The organism is Acinetobacter halobius, from assembly GCF_044130335.1.
In the GTDB taxonomy this organism is placed as follows: Bacteria; Pseudomonadota; Gammaproteobacteria; order Pseudomonadales; family Moraxellaceae; genus Acinetobacter.
This window is the reverse complement of record NZ_JBIQOD010000004.1, coordinates 1-18,405: the sequence shown is the minus strand read 5'-3', so window position 1 is coordinate 18,405 and position 18,405 is coordinate 1. Positions and strand designations below refer to the sequence as shown.

18 protein-coding genes, 2 tRNA genes, 1 other RNA gene and 2 pseudogenes are annotated in these 18,405 nt (G+C 39.9%); 5 read left to right on the top strand and 18 right to left on the bottom strand.

Going from position 1 to position 18,405, the window contains the following annotated elements:
* Window position 1 precedes the first annotated feature (1 nt).
* Genes sdhA through sdhC form a run of 3 tightly spaced genes read right to left on the bottom strand, consistent with a single transcriptional unit; the run spans window position 2 to window position 2,676 of the window.
* On the bottom strand, window positions 2-1,900 hold the full coding sequence (gene sdhA, locus ACE01U_RS05300; protein ID WP_086208083.1) for a succinate dehydrogenase flavoprotein subunit: 1,899 nt from the start codon (window positions 1,898-1,900) through the stop codon (window positions 2-4).
* 12 nt (window positions 1,901-1,912) lie between these two features.
* Window positions 1,913-2,278 carry a succinate dehydrogenase, hydrophobic membrane anchor protein gene (sdhD, locus tag ACE01U_RS05295; RefSeq protein WP_086208084.1) on the bottom strand — a complete coding sequence of 122 codons (366 nt, stop codon included), beginning with the start codon at window positions 2,276-2,278 and terminating at the stop codon, window positions 1,913-1,915.
* Window positions 2,278-2,676, bottom strand: coding sequence for a succinate dehydrogenase, cytochrome b556 subunit (gene sdhC, locus ACE01U_RS05290; RefSeq protein ID WP_086208085.1), 399 nt, complete (start codon window positions 2,674-2,676; stop codon window positions 2,278-2,280). Before sdhC ends, sdhD begins: the two co-directional genes overlap by 1 nt.
* Window positions 2,677-3,704: 1,028 nt before the next feature.
* On the opposite strand from sdhC, the gene gltA reads away from it, so the two are divergent.
* Window positions 3,705-4,979, top strand: a complete 1,275-nt coding sequence (gene gltA, locus ACE01U_RS05285; RefSeq protein ID WP_004695551.1) for a citrate synthase — start codon at window positions 3,705-3,707, stop codon at window positions 4,977-4,979.
* A gap of 144 nt (window positions 4,980-5,123) precedes the next feature.
* Here the strand turns inward: gltA and ACE01U_RS05280 are convergent.
* The 4 genes and pseudogenes from ACE01U_RS05280 to ACE01U_RS05265 form a co-directional block, all read right to left on the bottom strand.
* Window positions 5,124-6,662: pseudogene (locus ACE01U_RS05280) on the bottom strand (flavin-containing monooxygenase).
* 72 nt (window positions 6,663-6,734) lie between these two features.
* Window positions 6,735-7,580, bottom strand: a complete 846-nt coding sequence (locus ACE01U_RS05275) for an SDR family NAD(P)-dependent oxidoreductase (protein ID WP_395578886.1) — start codon at window positions 7,578-7,580, stop codon at window positions 6,735-6,737.
* Between the two features lie 14 nt (window positions 7,581-7,594).
* A complete protein-coding gene (locus ACE01U_RS05270; protein WP_395578885.1) occupies window positions 7,595-8,551 on the bottom strand; it encodes a metal-dependent hydrolase in 957 nt (318 codons plus the stop codon).
* A gap of 183 nt (window positions 8,552-8,734) precedes the next feature.
* Window positions 8,735-9,241: a type IV secretion protein Rhs gene (locus ACE01U_RS05265; protein ID WP_395578956.1), complete on the bottom strand. Its 507-nt coding sequence runs from the start codon at window positions 9,239-9,241 to the stop codon at window positions 8,735-8,737.
* A 205-nt stretch (window positions 9,242-9,446) separates the two neighbouring features.
* Between ACE01U_RS05265 and ACE01U_RS05260 the strand changes: the two genes are divergently transcribed.
* Complete coding sequence (locus ACE01U_RS05260) at window positions 9,447-11,072, top strand: NAD+ synthase (RefSeq protein WP_110974372.1); 1,626 nt, start codon at window positions 9,447-9,449, stop codon at window positions 11,070-11,072.
* A gap of 118 nt (window positions 11,073-11,190) precedes the next feature.
* Here ACE01U_RS05260 and ACE01U_RS05255 read toward each other — a convergent pair.
* Window positions 11,191-11,267: transfer RNA gene (locus tag ACE01U_RS05255), tRNA-Met, on the bottom strand.
* A 231-nt stretch (window positions 11,268-11,498) separates the two neighbouring features.
* Between ACE01U_RS05255 and ACE01U_RS05250 the strand changes: the two genes are divergently transcribed.
* On the top strand, window positions 11,499-11,861 hold the full coding sequence (locus ACE01U_RS05250; protein ID WP_395578884.1) for a hypothetical protein: 363 nt from the start codon (window positions 11,499-11,501) through the stop codon (window positions 11,859-11,861).
* A 162-nt stretch (window positions 11,862-12,023) separates the two neighbouring features.
* On the opposite strand, the gene ACE01U_RS05245 is transcribed toward ACE01U_RS05250, so the two are convergent.
* The 4 genes from ACE01U_RS05245 to coaD all read right to left on the bottom strand — a co-directional run bounded on the left by ACE01U_RS05245 (window position 12,024) and on the right by coaD (window position 13,334).
* Window positions 12,024-12,100: transfer RNA gene (locus tag ACE01U_RS05245), tRNA-Met, on the bottom strand.
* 73 nt (window positions 12,101-12,173) lie between these two features.
* Window positions 12,174-12,551, bottom strand: an RNA gene (rnpB, locus tag ACE01U_RS05240) — RNase P RNA component class A.
* 26 nt (window positions 12,552-12,577) lie between these two features.
* On the bottom strand, window positions 12,578-12,841 hold the full coding sequence (locus ACE01U_RS05235) for a YfhL family 4Fe-4S dicluster ferredoxin (RefSeq protein WP_086208091.1): 264 nt from the start codon (window positions 12,839-12,841) through the stop codon (window positions 12,578-12,580).
* 1 nt (window position 12,842) lies between these two features.
* The gene (gene coaD, locus ACE01U_RS05230; protein WP_058870092.1) at window positions 12,843-13,334 is read right to left on the bottom strand and encodes a pantetheine-phosphate adenylyltransferase; all 492 of its coding nucleotides are present in this window, start codon (window positions 13,332-13,334) and stop codon (window positions 12,843-12,845) included.
* 141 nt (window positions 13,335-13,475) lie between these two features.
* Between coaD and smpB the strand changes: the two genes are divergently transcribed.
* On the top strand, window positions 13,476-13,952 hold the full coding sequence (gene smpB, locus ACE01U_RS05225; RefSeq protein WP_004695532.1) for an SsrA-binding protein SmpB: 477 nt from the start codon (window positions 13,476-13,478) through the stop codon (window positions 13,950-13,952).
* 39 nt (window positions 13,953-13,991) lie between these two features.
* On the opposite strand, the gene ACE01U_RS05220 is transcribed toward smpB, so the two are convergent.
* Genes ACE01U_RS05220 through ACE01U_RS05200 form a run of 5 tightly spaced genes read right to left on the bottom strand, consistent with a single transcriptional unit; the run spans window position 13,992 to window position 17,902 of the window.
* The gene (locus tag ACE01U_RS05220) at window positions 13,992-14,603 is read right to left on the bottom strand and encodes a hypothetical protein (protein ID WP_395578883.1); all 612 of its coding nucleotides are present in this window, start codon (window positions 14,601-14,603) and stop codon (window positions 13,992-13,994) included.
* Window positions 14,604-14,605: 2 nt separating this feature from the next.
* Complete coding sequence (locus ACE01U_RS05215) at window positions 14,606-15,280, bottom strand: hypothetical protein (RefSeq protein ID WP_395578882.1); 675 nt, start codon at window positions 15,278-15,280, stop codon at window positions 14,606-14,608.
* Between the two features lie 21 nt (window positions 15,281-15,301).
* On the bottom strand, window positions 15,302-16,024 hold the full coding sequence (locus ACE01U_RS05210) for a PD-(D/E)XK nuclease family protein (protein WP_395578881.1): 723 nt from the start codon (window positions 16,022-16,024) through the stop codon (window positions 15,302-15,304).
* 13 nt (window positions 16,025-16,037) lie between these two features.
* Window positions 16,038-16,805: a hypothetical protein gene (locus tag ACE01U_RS05205; protein ID WP_395578880.1), complete on the bottom strand. Its 768-nt coding sequence runs from the start codon at window positions 16,803-16,805 to the stop codon at window positions 16,038-16,040.
* 29 nt (window positions 16,806-16,834) lie between these two features.
* Entirely contained in the window at window positions 16,835-17,902 is a 1,068-nt protein-coding gene (locus ACE01U_RS05200; RefSeq protein WP_395578879.1) for a WYL domain-containing protein, read from the bottom strand.
* Between the two features lie 244 nt (window positions 17,903-18,146).
* On the opposite strand from ACE01U_RS05200, the pseudogene ACE01U_RS05195 reads away from it, so the two are divergent.
* Window positions 18,147-18,287, top strand: a pseudogene (locus ACE01U_RS05195) (SsrA-binding protein); the annotation flags it as partial.
* A gap of 48 nt (window positions 18,288-18,335) precedes the next feature.
* Here ACE01U_RS05195 and ACE01U_RS05190 read toward each other — a convergent pair.
* On the bottom strand, window positions 18,336-18,405 hold a 70-nt coding region (locus ACE01U_RS05190), incomplete at its 5' end, for an IS3 family transposase (protein WP_395578955.1).

The following is an 18,405-nucleotide window of genomic DNA, read 5'->3' as shown; positions in this document are numbered from 1 at the left end:
ATTAGAATGTACGTGGTTTAGGTGGAATTGCAGCAACCGATAATGGCTTGTAACGTACAGGCTTGTACTCAAGACGGTTATCGCTAGAGAACCACAATGTGTGTTTCATCCACTCATCATCACGACGGCCATACGGGTAAGCTGGGTGATCTGGTGACTCTTCAAAGTCTACAACTGTATGCGCACCACGACACTCTTTACGAGCAGCAGCAGAAATCAATGTCGCTTTTGCCACTTCATACAAGTTTTCAACTTCTAAAGCTTCTACACGTGCAGTGTTAAATACTTTAGATTTGTCTTTTAAGTGAATGTTGCGTACACGCGGCTCGATCGCAAGAATCTGCTTCACACCTTCTTCAAGAAGCGCAGTCGTACGGAATACACCTGCATGGTCTTGAACGATGTCACGAATTGCATCTGCAACTTCTTGAGCATTTTCACCTGATGTTGAGTCATCCAATTTACGGATACGCGCAACAGTTTGCTCAAGTACAGTCGTAGGAAGCGGTTGGTATTCATCACCGTGGTGTTTAGTCACGTAGTCGATGATGTGTTCACCTGCAGCTTTACCAAATACAACCAAGTCAAGTAGTGAGTTCGTACCCAAACGGTTTGCACCATGCACAGATACGCAAGAGCACTCACCAATTGCATAGAAGCCTTTCACAGGCTTGGTAAAGTTACGATCGCCCGCATTAGTTGAATAGATATCGCTATCTTTATCATAATGTGCTGTAAATGCTTCAGTTTCAGAACCTTCAGGCACAACCACCTGACCATGGATATTCGTTGGAATACCACCCATTTGGTAGTGAATTGTTGGTACAACTGGAATTGGCTCTTTCGTGATATCCACGTTCGCGAATTTCTTACCAATCTCAAATACAGATGGAAGACGCTTCATGATCGTTTCAGCACCCAAGTGCGTCATATCAAGCAAGATATAGTCTTTCTTCGGACCACAACCACGACCTTCTTTAATTTCTTGGTCCATCGAACGTGATACGAAGTCACGTGGCGCCAAGTCTTTTAAAGTTGGTGCATAGCGTTCCATGAACGGCTCACCCGCATCGTTACGAAGGATTGCACCTTCACCACGACAACCTTCAGTTAACAATACGCCTGCACCAGCCACACCCGTTGGGTGGAACTGCCAGAATTCCATATCTTGCAATGGAATACCTGCACGAGCCGCCATACCAAGGCCATCACCCGTATTGATATAAGCATTGGTAGATGCACGGTAAACACGACCTGCACCACCTGTAGCAAATAATGTTGCTTTGGCTTGGAATACTGCAATTTTACCTGTTTCTTGGTCAATTGCTGTTACACCAAGAACATCACCCGCTTCGTTACGAATCAGATCAAGCGCGATCCATTCAACAAAGAATTGAGTACCCATTTTCACGTTGCTTTGATAAAGCGTGTGAAGAAGTGCGTGACCTGTACGGTCAGCAGCAGCACAGGCACGTGGCACTGCTTTTTCACCGTAGTTTGCAGAGTGACCACCGAATGGACGTTGGTAAATCGTACCGTCTGCGTTACGGTCAAATGGCATACCCAAGTGTTCTAACTCATAAACCACTTGCGGCGCTTCACGCGTCATAAACTCGATTGCGTCTTGGTCGCCTAACCAGTCAGAACCCTTAACAGTGTCGTAGAAGTGGTAGTGCCAGTTATCTTCTTGCATGTTACCAAGAGATGCACCAATACCACCCTGCGCTGCAACAGTGTGCGAACGAGTTGGGAATACTTTAGTTAAAACAGCAACTTTCAAACCAGCTTGAGCAAGTTGGTAAGACGCGCGCATACCAGAACCACCACCACCAACGATGACAGCATCGAAAGTTTCGTGTGGAATATTTGTGTAATCTTCTTTAGGGGTTATAGCGCCCATGATCTCTTCCTATCAATTCGCCCAAAAAATCTGGATTGCCCAGATCGCATATGCAAATACAGCAATAATTACTGCTGAAGTCAGTACAAGGCGTAAACCTGAAGCTGAAGGACCCATTTGGCGAGTAGTCACATAATCCGTGAATACCTGCCACATACCAATCCAAGCATGTGCAACAAGAGATAAGACGGCTAATAAAGATAAGATCTTCATTGGAGCTGTCATCATAAAGCCGTACCACTGTTCATGGCTAAAACCGCCATTGCATAGGATCCAACCTAGAACAACAACTGTATAAACCGCTAATACGACAGCACTTACACGTTGGATAAACCAATCGCGAGAACCTGAACCCGTTAAACCAGTAGCACTTTTCATTAGATAACAATCCATACAAATGCCGCAACGATACCAATTGCAGACAAGATCAATGAAATAGTAGCTGCGATGCGACCACTTTGTAGCTCTTCAGCAAAACCTAGGTCAGCAAGTAAGTGCTTAACACCCGCAATAAAGTGGAAAATTAAGCCGGCTACAAATACCCATACGACAAAACGCACAATGAAGCTATTAAAAATAGCCTGAACTTGAGCAAAACCTTCAGGCGAAGACAAAGACTTGTCTAAGATCCATAAAAGTACCGGTACGAGTAAAAATACGATGACACCTGATAGACGGTGTAAGATTGATGCAATAGCCACAGGGGATTTTAAGTTTACTTCTAAAACTTGACCCATGGACAAATTGACAGGTCTGTTGCTTTTCACAGCGGGCATCCTGTAAGTAAAAACTCCATCCGGAGTTTGTTGGAATTAATTCGAAGGAAAGCTGGCATTGTTCAGCAGCTACTTTAAAACTCTAAATTAAATAGCGTTTGAACTTAAAACGACACTGAATTATAAGACGTGAACTGTCAAAATACAAACAATGCCCTTTGCCTTTTTGCATAAAAATTCTTTAAATAAGAATCATTAACATGTGTAAAAATACCATTCTCAATCCACTTCTATGCTTTTTATTAAGCTATATGATTGGTTTTTATAAATTAAACATAAATTTTATAAGAACAATCCTTCTCCAAACCGACAAAAAACAACTTTAGACTAAAGATGAACAAAAAAAATTTGGCTTAATGAGTCACAAATTTCATCGCATTATTTTAATCATTTTTTATTTTTATATAAAATGTTCATTATTTTATTTTAATATAATGGTATAAATCTGCATGATGTTGGTGCAATGGATTAATATCTTACAAGCTTGAAATATCTCGTAATAAATTTTAATTAAAACAAAATTACCCCATGCATTTAAATAAAAAAAGTGACTGATATATCGTTTTCGAAATGGTAAATAAGCTGTTTTTTTATACAAATAAATATTTTTTTTGAGTGAATTTATTGTTTTTAACAATGAGTAATAAAGCACCATTTTCAGTAAAAAATTTATCGTAAGTTACGAGAATCATAATAAATGTAAATACACTGCAACTTGATTTTTTACTCTTTTAAAGAACTTTTTTGAATATAAAACTGCTTACAATTCCACCAGCAACATTTTTTATTTATGCACTTGCTCCATGAATTAACTTATTATAGTGTGTCGGTGCTGTGATTTTATGCAAATTTTAACGGATTAAATCTTAACTATAAACTCGGCAGTTATCATTTTATCCATAAGTATAATTGACAAAATTTCAGTACTCTCTACTCTTAGAGCAAATTTTTAATCCGTCTGATTCGTGCATTAAAAGATGAGTATTTCGAGTCAGATAAAACATTCACCAGGACAGGAGATCTATTGAATGTCTGAAGCAACTGGCAAAAAAGCCGTTTTACAGCTTGATGGCAAAGAAATTGAATTACCAATTTACAGCGGCACATTGGGCCCAGATGTAATCGACGTTAAGGATGTATTGGCCGCAGGTCACTTCACTTTTGATCCTGGTTTTATGGCTACTGCTGCATGCGAGTCTAAAATCACTTTCATCGACGGTAACAAAGGTGTGCTTTTACACCGTGGCTACCCAATCGACCAGTTAGCAACTAAAGCTGACTACTTAGAAACTTGCTACTTACTTCTCAATGGCGAGCTTCCAACAGCTGAGCAAAAAGAAGTATTTGATGCTAAAGTTCGTAACCATACCATGGTTCACGATCAAGTTAGCCGTTTCTTCAATGGTTTCCGTCGCGATGCTCACCCTATGGCGATCATGGTTGGTGTAGTTGGTGCGCTTTCTGCGTTCTATCACAACAACTTAGACATCGAAAATGTTGATCACCGTGAAATTACAGCGATTCGCTTAATTGCTAAAGTACCTACTTTGGCGGCGTGGAGCTACAAGTACACTGTAGGTCAACCATTCGTTTACCCACGTAACGACTTAAGCTACGCTGAAAACTTCTTATACATGATGTTTGCTACTCCAGCAGACCGTGATTACAAAGTAGATCCTATCCTTGCTAAAGCAATGGACCGTATCTTCACTCTTCACGCTGACCATGAACAAAATGCTTCTACGTCTACAGTACGTTTAGCTGGTTCTACTGGTGCTAACCCATACGCATGTATCGCTGCGGGTATCTCTGCACTTTGGGGCCCTGCTCACGGCGGCGCGAACGAAGCTGTTCTTAAAATGCTTGATGAAATCGGCACTGTAGAGAACGTTGCTGACTTCATGGAAAAAGTGAAAACTAAAGAAGTTAAACTCATGGGCTTCGGTCACCGTGTGTACAAAAACTTCGATCCACGTGCGAAAGTAATGAAAGAAACTTGCGACGAAGTTCTTGGTGCGCTTGGCATCAACGATCCACAGCTTGCACTTGCTATGGAACTTGAACGTATCGCACTTTCTGATGAGTACTTCATCAAACGTAACTTATACCCGAACGTAGACTTCTACTCAGGTATCATCCTTAAAGCGATTGGTATCCCGACAGAAATGTTTACAGTGATCTTTGCGCTTGCACGTACTGTTGGTTGGATCAGCCACTGGTTAGAAATGCACAGCGGTCCGTACAAGATCGGTCGTCCTCGTCAGCTTTACACTGGCGAAGTTCAACGCGACATCAACCGTTAATTCGGTCTGCGTTGATAGACAAAAACCACCCGCATGGGTGGTTTTTTTATATGATGTAATTTAAATCAACAATGTATCAATAACATCATTTGAATATTCACAGTCTGTGCAAATTCAGGCGTTTTTACTGTTAATAAAGCTACTCTAAGCTTTAACAACATCGTAGTGTTTTAGCTCAAGTGCAGATAAATGTTGCTTTAACTCAGCCAAGGACCACGGCCAAGCCGCGAAGTTACGCCCATTTTGATCTAAATAATAGCTTGAGCAGCCACCTCGGTTAAATACTGTGGTTTTCAAATGAGTTTGCACCTTGGCATTGTGATAACGCAGAACATCTCGCTTGACCATCATACGTTTAAAGCCTTGCTGCTTCATTTTTAGTAGACCATCTACAATGTACTGAATCTGCGCTTCAGCAATCCCAATAAAAGAGTCATACACCAAGATATTTGGCCCCAATACCAAAAATGCGTTCGGTACATTTTCCAAACTTGTACCTAAATACGCTTCTGGAGAACTGCCCTTCCAAAGGTCAGCCAATCGCTCACACTGGGCATTCCATACCCGTTGTCCAATCGGAGGGTGTGCCACTTCAAAACCAGTTCCCCAGATAATGACATCGACCTCAAATCACTCACCATTTGCAGCAATGACAGTCTGCCCATCAATCTCGACCAAACCTTGTGGCAACAGCGTGACATTGTCTTGTTGCAGTGCTGGATAATAATTGTTGGCAAATAAAAGCCGCTTACAGCCAATCGAAAAGTTAGGCGTTACAGCTTTACGTAAGGCGTCATCCTGTATTTGCAATTTCAATAATTGACGGCTTAAAAAATTGACTGGCTCAAGCAGTGACGGATGACGTAGCCCAAAGTTGATTCCATTTAAAATACTGGAAACACTCTTCCTCCAACCTTGCTGAATCATCGGGAATTTGGCCGCCAACGATTTCACGCTAGCATTGAGTTGCATATCCGCTTTGGGCAAAACCCACGGCGCAGTTCGCTGAAATACGATCAGCTCCTTCGCCAACGGTTGAATTTGTGGAATAAACTGAATGGCCGATGCGCCAGTTCCAATCACGGCAACCCGCTTTCCCGTTAAGTCATAATCATGTTTCCAACGGGCTGAATGGAACATTTCTCCTTTAAACCCCGCTATCCCTTTAATGTTAGGTAAAGACGGTTCTGTAATCGGCCCTGTGCTAAAAATCACAGTTCGTGCTTGATATGCCCCTTGAGAAGTTTCGAGTTGCCAAATACTCGCCTCTTCATCCCACTTTGCACTGAGCAACTCATGCTGAAAACGGATTTTGTCTTGTAGCTCAAACTGCTCAACCACCTGTTCCAAGTAACTTAAAATTTCAGGTTGTTTCGCAAATAAGTGACTCCATTGATGACTAGGTGCAAAGGAAAATGAATACAAGGCCGAAGGTACATCACAGCCACAGCCGGGGTAATTATTATCACGCCACGTGCCACCAACTCTCTCCGCTTTTTCTAATACCAGATAGTCCTGATAGCCGACTTGTTTCATTTTATAAGCCGCAGCAATGCCCGAAATCCCAGCACCCACAACAATGGTATCGTACGTATGTACGGCTTTAGGGTTAAGTACAGCATTTTTACGGGTCTGCTTAGGTTGAGCTTCCGCACTTTTTGACGTTGTCGTTTGATCTTGCATTTGATCAGACGACTCTTGCACATCTGCTTGCTCTATCTCTAATTGCGTTTCCATATTCATTTTTCTCTGTTCTTATTTTGTGATTTGATTAAACAGTGGATAACCTAGGCCTAAAAGCTTGACGTATAAGCTTGGCGATGCGCGTTTCATCCACCAAAACAATTTGGCATCAGGTTGTGGAATGGTATAAAGCTTGCCTGCATCTAAACGATTCAAGGTTTTTCTGACCACAGCATCACTGGTGGTAAACGCATGGTTCATCAGCAGTTTGTCAGCCAGTCCAGAATAGCGACTCGGCAAACGCCCATTCTTCATAATATTGGTCGGCACCAAGGTTGGACACAGCACATTGACTGCAATGTTATAAGTATGAAGTTCTGAAGCTAGTGTTTCCGATAGTGCCAAAACACTAGACTTGGTCACGTTATACGCTGTCATCTCAGGGGCTGCGGTATAGCCCGCAGCCGATGCCACATTGATAATGGCACCAAAACCTTGCTGTTTAAATTTAGGTACAAAGTAGTGGCAACCATGAATTACCCCCCACAGGTTGACATGCATACACCACTGCCAATCTTCCAGAGATACCTCATCAAACTTACCACCTAGCCCAACTCCTGCATTATTGATGAGCAAGGTGACAGTATGTCCCAAAAGCTGTTCTGCTTGCTCCGCCAAAGCGTTTACAGATTCTTTTAATCCAACATCACAGTGCACCGCATAGGCTGACGAAGATGTCATCGACTGAATCAAATCTACCGTCTCCTGTGCTGAGCTTAATTCAATATCCGCACAGATGACATCACCACCACGCTTGGCCAATTCCAGTGCAAAGCTACGACCAATACCACTGCCTGCACCCGTTACAACCGCATAAGCTTTTTGACTTGGTTTATTTTTTTTATTCAACAGTCCCATGTCATCGCCCCCTTCTATGATTTCAGTACTGGAGTAAATTCTTTGGTGAAGTACGGTGTGAGCACTCCTGTTTCAGGATGCAGTAAACGTTCTTTGTAATAATCTAAAAATGCAGAGGTATCATAATCATTCGGGTGAAAGCTCGGACGTAAATAGTCAAAAATATGCGTCCAGCTACTGCCATAAACACCCCGTTTTAGCCCAAACAAGAGGCTGAAACTCCGTGGTACATCCTTCCAATAACTGAGACTCACCAAATTAGACGGTTTGCGATAAAACGGGACAAAAACTGATGCCACAGAAATCAGCAGTAAAATAGTGATAAGCGCTGGAAAAAAGCCTGCAATACGCAAAGCATAGTTATTGGAAAGCGATTGAAACACATCATACGCAATGTCTTTGTGCTCAGATTCCTCTAACATGTGCCACATCCAAATCGCCCGTTGTTTTTCATCTTGAGAATCGAAGAAAATCTCTTCATGGTTCATCATGTATTCGGACAGCACTGCGGTAAAATGTTCAATGCCCGCCATCAAAGACAATTTCATCGGTTGTGGTAAACGGTTAAAACCATAGTCGAAAACGATTTCAGCTAAATAGCGAAAAATGCCAACCGGCAAATCCACCTGTTTGAAAGTATCGTTCAATTCTTCATGTAACTTTGAATGCAGTGCCTCCTGACCAATCAAAGACGTCACACGTTGTTTTAATACAGGGTCTGTGAGGAAATCGCGGTGATAACGGGCGGTATCAATCACCAAGTCTTCACCATAGGTCAGAAAGATCGAGAGTGATGCAAAGTAAGCACTGGCCAACTCGGCATTTAAGTAGAATTTGGGATCAATTTTCTCCGCTTCAAAGTCAAATTTCATATGCCGAATCGGAATAATTGCAGACTGTTTTTCAGCATCGAATACTGGTCCCGCAAAAAATCGGCTGGCTTTACCTTTTAATGGAAGAGCGATACGCATAGGACATTCCTTCTTATTTTTAGCTCGTTTTCAGGCTTAATCTCACGATTTTTCACCTGTGCTTTGCATTCAAAATAAGAGTCCACATCCCCTATGCCACTGGCATTTTTCTTCAAATGATTTGCAATTTATGACTTTAAAATCTGTTGTCTAACAATCACTCTGCAGATTTATCTATCGGGGTCAGAACGAGGCTTTGTGTGCCACAAAAGGAATACACTGCTCATAGGCCGAGCACTCTTCACCATAGTGTTTTTTAAGAAAATAGTCTTGCACCATTTGCGCCTGTTGTTCGATGCCATAGCTTAAAAACTGCTTCCCTTGTTTTAATGCATAACGATATTGACGGTTAAAAAGCGCCTTACGGACTACAGCGAGTCCCTGCTGAATTTGCCAAACATGTGTCAGCTCATGAATCAACCAAGCTTGTTGATGAATCGGTTGGTCGGCAAAGTTTTCGCACCAGTCTTTGATATTAAAATAGATATGTCCATTCGGGCTAATCGCATAATGCGGCAGCACTGCTCGATGTGCGATAATTCGAACCGAATCCATGTTCAGACTGTTCCCAAAAATACTGCTCGCGAGCTTTTTTTCAGCTTCAGTCAGAGGACGGTTTTTAAGTTCAAACTTTTGCTGTATTTTTTGTAAAAGCGGTTGAAACCACACAATCACACTCCATAAAGAGATTAGAATAATTTGTTCTTTTTAAGGACATTTACGGATTTTTTTTAGAATATCCCTTAAAAAAAATCGCATTTCGTATATAGTATTCGCACTTATTATTGATTAATACTTCTATTTGTTTTTCGTCAATTGCACTACGTTGAACTTATAGCTATAACAAACTCAATCGTCGTGTATATATCCCTATAGGTATAGGATTTAGTTGGAAATGAAAAGTTTTAAAATTGCACTTGCACAGTTCTCTCCGCACATTGGCAACCTCGAAGCAAATGCCCTGAAAATGGTGGAACAAGCCAATGAAGCAAAAAAACAAAATGCTGATTTAATTATTTTTCCAGAACTTTCGAGCATTGGTTACCCAGCAGAGGATTTACTTCTACGTCCAAGCCTAACCAAACGCACGCAACAAGTTTTTGAACAACTTAAAACAGTAAAAGACATTGTGATGGTCTTTGGTTTTGTCAATCAAACTGAAGACGGTCAACGCTATAACGCCGCTGCGGTCATGAAAGATGGACAGGTTTTGGGTGTGTATAACAAACAAAACTTGCCAAACTACAGCGTGTTTGATGAAAAGCGTTACTTCACTGAAGGACATCAACACCTTGTTTTTGAATATCTTGAACATAAGTTTGGTGTGTTGATTTGTGAAGATGTTTGGTCACTTTCAACCGTACAACAACTGGCACAACTGAATGTTGAAACGGCTTTGGTTTTAAATGCTTCACCATACGAAGTAGGTAAACCTCAGCATCGCATTGAAACCATGTCTGCCCTTGCGAAACAAATGAACCTCAACTTGGTTTATGTGAACCAAGTCGGTGGTCAAGATGACCTGATCTTTGATGGTACAAGCTTTGTAATCGCTAAAGATGGTTCTATTACACTTCAAGCAGAAAGCTTTAAAGAAGCCCTATATTTCGCGGAATATGAAGCAGAACAACAAGCCTTTAAGGTCAATGCGCTACCGCCTGCTCTAGACACTATGGCCGAGATTTACCAAAGCTTAGTGATGGCGACCCGTGACTATGTACAGCGCTCAGGTTTCCCTGGAGTGATTCTTGGTTTATCAGGCGGCATCGACTCCGCTCTGACTCTTGCCATTGCTGCCGATGCAATTGGTGCAGACAAAGTGCAAGCTGTGATGATGCCATATACCTATACCGCTCAAATCAGTGTAGAAGATGCGGCTGAACAAGCAAAAAGTATGGGGGTAACTTTCGGGATTGCTGAAATCAACCCGATTGTGAACAGCTTTATGCAAACACTTTATCCGTTCTTTGGCAACAGCCCTGCGGATGCAACTGAAGAAAACTTGCAAGCACGTGCCCGCGGTACACTGCTAATGGGTTTATCAAACAAATTTGGTAATTTAGTGCTATCTACAGGCAACAAATCAGAATTGGCTGTGGGCTACTGCACGCTCTATGGCGACATGGTGGGTGGTTTTGCCGTATTGAAAGATGTGTATAAAACCATTGTGTTTGAACTTGCGAAATACCGTAACAGCATTTCGGACAAGCCCGTGATTCCTGAGCGTGTGATTACTCGTCCACCTTCGGCAGAACTACGTCCAGATCAAAAAGACCAAGACTCTTTACCGCCGTATGATGTACTGGATGCCATTTTGTATGCTTATATCGAAGAAGATACAAGCCAAGATGACATCATTGCCAAAGGCTTTGATGCTGAAGTGGTTGCAAAAGTGATTCGCTTGGTTGACTTCAATGAATACAAACGCCGCCAAGGTGCAATTGGGCCACGTATCAGCTCACGTGCATTTAGTCGTGAACGTCGCTACCCAATCGTAAATGGATGGAAAGCTGGCGTATAAGCTATCCCCCAATCAAAACAGCCCAAACAAATGTTTGGGCTATTTTTCATTTAAAAAATAAAAATATATTTTTCACACACAAAAAAAGAGACCAAGCTGAGAGCTTGGTCTATAAAAATGGTGGCTATGACGAGACTTGAACTTGTGACCCCCGCATTATGAGTGCGGTGCTCTAACCAACTGAGCTACATAGCCGTAAACTGTGCGCGCATTATGCAAAGTTCAAAGACAAGCGTCAACCCTTTTTACACGCAAATGGTTATTCCATAAACAAATACACTTTAAACTAGCAATTTTTCAGCAAACCACTCTTTTTAAACTTATTTTTATGCTGCAAGCTGTATTTAACTTAAACATATTTACGAGAAAGATAATGAAAAAAGACTTTACTCTTTTCATCATCCTGAGCACTGTAGCATTGAGCAGTTGTCAGCTGATTTCCCCCATGATCACCACTATAACGGTGTACGGCGTGATGTAGCGGCCTATATCAACTCAAATCTACTCTTTAGCCTAAAAGACCGAGAGATACTGGTCAACTATGCCAAAGGACAACAAAAAATCCTGACCGCAGATCGCTTAAGCCCAACAGCACAGCAAGATCTAGCTTTAGAAAGAGCCAAAGGGCGCTACTGTGCAAGTCAGCACATCACTTTAAAAAAACTCAATTTAGTCGATCATCAAATTTTTGCATTGCCCGAACATCAAGCCAATTGGCAACACATTCAGAACTTACAGATGCAGATCAATTTAACGCCTGAAAACATGAACTGCGAGGGGAAATTTTAGAAGATAAAATATATCAGTAGTCACAGCTTTGCTTTAAATATCGAAATAACAGTACAGCAAACCACAAAGCCACTTCAGAAATAACCAGTCAATAAAAACAGTTTTACAGCCTTTATTTCCCACAAAAAAAAAAGATCATGCTGAGAGCATGATCTATAAAAATGGTGGCTATGACGAGACTTGAACTTGTGACCCCCGCATTATGAGTGCGGTGCTCTAACCAACTGAGCTACATAGCCGTAAACTGTGCGCGCATTATGTGGTGTTCTCACCAGTACGTCAAGTACCTTGCGCGCTTAATTGATCAAAATTTGTTGAAGTGAGCCGATAAGCCGGGTTCTGTCGAGAACGATCATTCCTCTAGGCGTACAATCACTCATACGCTCAAGCGACCTACCCGGATCCAGCATGGGCCATGCCTAAAGGATCCCTATTTGGTCTTGCTTCCGGTGGGGTTTACCATGCCATGAACTGTTACCAGCCATGCGGTGCGCTCTTACCGCACCCTTTCACCCTTACCTCCGATTTCGATTGCTCGAAACCATAATGAAGGCGGTCTACTCTCTGCTGCACTTTCCGTCGGCTCACGCCGCCCAGGCGTTACCTGGCACCTTGCCCTATGAAGCCCGGACTTTCCTCCCCTGCTTCAATCACGGAGATCTCCACAGCAGCGATCGTCTGGCTCACTTCGAGGCGCATAGTATCAAATCTTAGACTTAATTGCTTGCGCTTTTTTGAGCAATCAGCCTTTTATATTTATCCATGAGCTCGTCTTCAGTTTCCGCATGATTAGGATCAAGCGGAATACAATCCACTGGACAGAACAATTGACACTGGGGTTTATCATAGTGTCCGATACACTCTGTACATAAGTCTGGATTGATTTCATAAATCAGCTCCCCCATGAAGATGGCTTCATTGGGGCACACAGGTTCACAAACATCACAATTGATGCATTCATCGGTTATATATAAAGACACTCTACCAACCTTGTTGATGTTTACGCTCAAAAGCTGCAACCACAGCTTGCGGTACAAACTTGGTCACATCACCTTTTAAACGTGCTATTTCACGAATCAACGTCGATGAAATAAATGAATACTGCTCTGACGGCGTTAAAAACACCGCCTCAAAGTGTGAATCAAGTTGACGGTTCATATTAGCTAACTGGAACTCGTATTCAAAGTCAGACACTGCACGCAATCCTCGCAGCACAGCCGTTGCCTTTTGTTCACGGAAGAAATTCACCAACAAACCATCAAAACCTACAAACTCAACATTATCAAGATGGCTTAATGATGCTTTGGCCAAGCTCACACGCTCTTCTAAACTAAAGACAGGGTTTTTATGATGACCAATGGCAATGGCAACCACCACTTCATCAAACATACGTGATGCACGTGTGACCAAATCAATATGACCATTGGTAATTGGATCAAAAGTCCCCGGATAAATGACGCGAGTTTTAGACATCCATTTTTACTCTGTTGATTTTGTAGAGCCATATTTTAGCAAAAACTTGTTTTATAGGTGAAGAAACTCCATAAATTTGAAAAAACTTCACCTTAACCCTGCTTTAAGGCACAATAGGTACATTGTTGGAAGTAATTGATTATGGCGAAAGCAACTGTAGTTAAAAAAAATACCAGCGGGACGATTGCACAGAATAAACGTGCACGTCACGACTATTTTATTGAAGAAAAATTTGAAGCTGGCCTGTCACTGCAAGGCTGGGAAGTAAAATCGTTACGTGCAGGTCGTATGACGTTGTCTGAGAGTTATATTACCTTTAAAAATGGCGAAGCTTTCCTGTTCGGTGCTCAAATTCAGCCTTTACTCAGTGCATCTACGCACATTGTTCCTGAAGCGACCCGTACCCGTAAGTTACTGTTGAACCGTCGTGAACTCGATAAGTTACTCGGCGCAGTGAATCAAAAAGGTTATTCATGCGTTCCGCTTGTTGCTTATTGGAAAGGGCCACGTGCGAAATTAGAAATCGCTTTAGTAAAAGGCAAACAGCTACATGACAAACGTGCCACGGAAAAAGATCGTGACTGGCAACGCGATAAAGCCCGTATTATGCATAAGTAAGAAAAAGCTCGGATTTTCCGAGCTTTTCTCTATTACAATCTATTCTTCTTCGGTAATCCAACGATCACGTAGCGTACCTATTTTCGCAGATGGATGTATCAATGTTTTATCAGGATTGACTAATCTTACAGAACCTTGTGGCAATCCATAATACAACTCAATACTTCTTTGGATTTTTCTTACACGTGCATCACTTCTAGCAGCACGCTGACGCATGGCTCCATGACGCTCAGATATATTTCTGACTTGTATATTTCTATTTCCACTTTGTGCTTTACTAGTGTCTTCAACGCTATCAAATTCTTCAATAGCCTCTACATTTGGAGTAAATTTTTCAACCCGTTCTAAAAGAGCATCGAATTGATAGTTTTCTCCATTTTCTTCCCAAGTTCCTGTAAAGAACTCCCAAGAATCATCTTCAAATGCACCTATTAACTTATATGTTACTTCTTCCTTACTTCCATCTTTATAGCAATATAAAAGTGTGCCAACTACATTTTGTTCTTCTAAATGCAGTCCTAAAGTAATTTTTCCTGAAAAAGAGTCTCTATATTCACTCGACTTACCTTCAAATAACAAAACCAATACATCATTTTGTATAGTCAAGCTAACGGAATTAGAAGGATACTCATCCCAATAAATTTCATTCATTACTATGCATCCTCACCATTAGCTTCAACATTAAACTTTTCAATCGCGGCTTTTACAATTGCATCAAAATATGGATGCGCTTGTTTTAATTTCTCTAAAGCAGTTCCAAATGGTGATAAAGCATCCTCCAAACTATCACTTTCATAGTTTTCGATAAAAACTGTTGGATCAATTCCATCAATCACTAAATACCAACTGCCTTCTTTCGCATTATATTTAAACCCCAATTGCTCTATTTCTGGATGCATCTGATTTTTTTCAGTTGTAAACTTTTTCCAATCTTTTGCATTACATTTCAGATAATTATCTCGCCATGGATAAAAGTTAAAAACCATATAATCCACATCATTTTTCAAAAAAGTAGTCAACCACCATTCTGTGCAATCCCCACCAGTTTCTTGACTTTCACACCCCAAAGAATATCGAGCATAAAACTGCTGGTGTTTAAATTCCTGCCCATTTTTTGCCCGCCAACTTTCAGGCGCAAACTGGATGGTATCTTCATAAAAACTAAAAATACCACTCCATTGATGTTCTAAATTTTCAATATAATCTTTTACTTTATTATCAATGACAGTACATAAGGTCTCAGTAACTTCACCTTCTAATAATTTCTTCGCTTGCTCTAAATATTGAATATTTTCAACAATTAAACCTATAGCCTGTTGATTACTCATAACATATCCCTTTTTTGAAAATTATTTAAAGTTTTTAATATGATCTGCAAACTGACTTAAAAGCCATGCCCCACGATTATTTACTGCACCAATATTTGCATAGCTTTTAAATTGTCTTGCAACACTTAACCAAGAAAGGCCAAACACCCCATCATCGTTTTGATACTGTTGTGGTAACTTTCCATCTTTTGTCAAATAGACTATCAACCATTTTTTATTGGCTGCTTTTACTCTGGCAATATTTACATAACGCTGTAATTGATTTTGCCCTTCCACAGCATTAATTTTCACCTCAATAAAAAGCAAAAACTCATCTGAATTAATTTCAATATCAATCCGGTTTTCCTGATTACCAAGCGGACAACATTCTTCTATAATTTGATATCTATTCGGCTTGAAACTTCTAAATTGTTCTGGGAGTAGCTGTAAGAACTCTAATAAAATTGCATTTTCTTGACCATGATCCCCACGCCAATCTAGAAACCATTTTAACACTGCACAATTTCTTAGCTCATCTTCTTTTAAACCAGCAGCCCCCTGCCAAATATTCAGTTTGAGACCATTTTTTCTGGCTTCACTTATTGGCACTATTGCTTTATCAAACCTTTGAAAAAAACCTGCTAAAGCTGAATGATCAATGTATAAAGTTTTTTCTTCTATATCATTCACAACTACAGATAAACGTTTCCAGTTTTCAAAGAAAGCTGATAACTGAGTAGAAAACTCAATCTCATTTAAAACCATAACGTTAACCTCCTTATCCTTTAGCTATTTCTAAATAATATGCTTTTGCTTTTTTCTGTATCTCATCAAATATATTAAAATTTTCATTTATCTTTGTGAGTGCGTAAAGGATAGGCTCAAGTGACTTATTGAGTAAATCTTCATTGTATTCACTCACAAATAGATCCGAATTTAATCGTTCTATTTTAAGTGCCCAAAAAGTTGAATATTCATCAAGTTCAAATCCATATTTTTTTAAATCTTTATACTGCATCAATGTTCTTGCCCGAAAAGAGTTCCACTTGCGTCGAGCTTTATAACGTTTCAAATCAAAATCTGCTTTGCTTATATTGGTATCTTTATCAATTAATTGATCAATTAGTTCATAATTTAGAATAAATTGTATAGTGATATAACCATTATCATGATTAAAAAAACTAGATGTTGGAAACCTATTACTATTAGTCATAAAATTATCGTCAGCATTATAATGACTCCCTTTATCATGATACACTAATTTTAAAAAAGCATAACTCTGACCAATATTAAAAAATTCATCTGTACCATTCTCTAAACTTGAATATATCCATTGCATTGGAGCAAACCACAACTCTTTATGCTGCAGGCTAGAGCAAACATCCCATATCATGGTTTCCCACTGCATTGTCGGGAAAATAAGCTTTTGCTGATCCTTAATCATAGTTTCAATAGCACTAAAAAGTTTCTCTGAAACCATCTCCTCAAGGAAGTGCCCTGTGCTTATCACGCTAGATAAATTTTTCAATACATATTCTATAGACATTTCATTTTTACCTAATTAGCCATTGCCGTTTAAATATTTAGAAAGGGATCAACTATTTCATTTCTTTCTAACGCAACAGTTGCCCTATATACGACTTCTTCACGTAAAACACTGGGTGTTATAACCTGAATTAAATGTGCATTTTTCATAAACCAATCCATACAACTTTTTGTAATCACACATTGGGCCGTTAGTTCATAATGATGGTCTTCTAGATAACTAATTATTTGATTTTTTCCTATTGGGTTTCGTTGAAGTTCCTCCAATAACTCCTCATTAAAAACAAAAAATATATCCTGTTCTTCTCTATCAAAAAGAGCCCACTCAAACTCTCTTCCTTCAACTAAGGCATCAATATCATAAGGATTTATATTTACTGATATTTTTTCAGGAATAATGTTTACAGACTCAAAGTTCAGCATATTGAATGTGCGTAGCTCTCCTTTCTCTTTTACAATTTTGCTAGCAATTAAAAACTGTTTATTACCACAATGAATAATCCCATGAGGCTTCAACATGTAGGTGTGACTATCAAAATGATTTTCTTTCCTATACTCAGCTTCGAGCCAGATTCCATCCTCTAAAACAGCTTGATAAATTATTTTTATTACTTCTGAGTCATAAGGATTCTCTGCATTTTCAGTAAAATTTTGCGACACAAAGCGGAAACGTGACTGCCAATTATCCAGACGAGTATCTTTTATCAACTGTTGTTTCGCTGCTTCAAAGAATCCATTTACATTTTGTTGAATATCTGTAGGCAAATACTCACATAAATAATTATTTGCCATCACTAAGACTAACGCTAATTCTGAGTTGAATTGTTCAATAAAGGCATTTTGACTTAAACAATATTGTGCTGCTTTCCGCCCCCTACTCTCTATTAAGGTAAGTTCGCCTGCTGAAAGCAGTTGAGGAATAAGCTCCAAATCTCTTTGTATTGCTTTAACGAATGATTTTTCTTCTATATCACAATCATAATAATGACGTACTTTTTCTTTAAACTCGTCAATTGCTAAAGCTGATTTCGGAGCACGAGGCAAAATCTTATAAAGTTCTAGCACTCGGTTAATTAGATTTATATTGGTTTTACTCATACCATTATTCTTTATATCGAATCCGTATACATAGAATAACAGCATTAAGAGACGCTATATGTCTCTAAAAACATCAATTTATTTGAACTGATTCAGTAGAAAGGCTAAATATTCACAAACTAAATAAAGTCTGCATCATGGGCAAACTTCTGCTATTGGCGAAGTTGAATCACCCTGCTAATAATGCACTAACCAACATTTAGGGGCTATTCCATAAACAATTTTAATGCTGAGGTTAATGTCCATTTCACTTGTATCTTATTGGAAAGGGCCACGTGCGAAATTAGAAATCGCTTTAGTGAAAGGCAAACAGCTACATGACAAACGCGCTACGGAAAAAGACCGTGACTGGCAACGTGATAAAGCCCGTATTATGCATAAATAAAAAAAAAACCTCCCATGTGATCTGACCCCATAAAGTTGGACGAATTAATTAAGCAGCTTTTAAGGACTGAGTTCTGTACTGTACGGGACTCAATCCTTTTAATTTAACCTTGATTCTT

What these genes read in the sequence shown, in the direction of transcription:
- ACE01U_RS05205 (WP_395578880.1), bottom strand. Translation starts at nt 16,805, where the DNA reads ATGTCTATAGAATATGTATTGAAAAATTTATCTAGCGTGATAAGCACA.
- sdhD (WP_086208084.1), bottom strand. Translation starts at nt 2,278, where the DNA reads ATGAAAAGTGCTACTGGTTTAACGGGTTCAGGTTCTCGCGATTGGTTT.
- coaD (WP_058870092.1), bottom strand. Translation starts at nt 13,334, where the DNA reads ATGTCTAAAACTCGCGTCATTTATCCGGGGACTTTTGATCCAATTACC.
- ACE01U_RS05260 (WP_110974372.1), top strand. Translation starts at nt 9,447, where the DNA reads ATGAAAAGTTTTAAAATTGCACTTGCACAGTTCTCTCCGCACATTGGC.
- ACE01U_RS05270 (WP_395578885.1), bottom strand. Translation starts at nt 8,551, where the DNA reads ATGCGTATCGCTCTTCCATTAAAAGGTAAAGCCAGCCGATTTTTTGCG.
- sdhA (WP_086208083.1), bottom strand. Translation starts at nt 1,900, where the DNA reads ATGGGCGCTATAACCCCTAAAGAAGATTACACAAATATTCCACACGAA.
- gltA (WP_004695551.1), top strand. Translation starts at nt 3,705, where the DNA reads ATGTCTGAAGCAACTGGCAAAAAAGCCGTTTTACAGCTTGATGGCAAA.
- sdhC (WP_086208085.1), bottom strand. Translation starts at nt 2,676, where the DNA reads ATGCCCGCTGTGAAAAGCAACAGACCTGTCAATTTGTCCATGGGTCAA.
- ACE01U_RS05275 (WP_395578886.1), bottom strand. Translation starts at nt 7,580, where the DNA reads ATGGGACTGTTGAATAAAAAAAATAAACCAAGTCAAAAAGCTTATGCG.
- ACE01U_RS05220 (WP_395578883.1), bottom strand. Translation starts at nt 14,603, where the DNA reads ATGAATGAAATTTATTGGGATGAGTATCCTTCTAATTCCGTTAGCTTG.
- ACE01U_RS05215 (WP_395578882.1), bottom strand. Translation starts at nt 15,280, where the DNA reads ATGAGTAATCAACAGGCTATAGGTTTAATTGTTGAAAATATTCAATAT.
- ACE01U_RS05210 (WP_395578881.1), bottom strand. Translation starts at nt 16,024, where the DNA reads ATGGTTTTAAATGAGATTGAGTTTTCTACTCAGTTATCAGCTTTCTTT.
- smpB (WP_004695532.1), top strand. Translation starts at nt 13,476, where the DNA reads ATGGCGAAAGCAACTGTAGTTAAAAAAAATACCAGCGGGACGATTGCA.
- ACE01U_RS05200 (WP_395578879.1), bottom strand. Translation starts at nt 17,902, where the DNA reads ATGAGTAAAACCAATATAAATCTAATTAACCGAGTGCTAGAACTTTAT.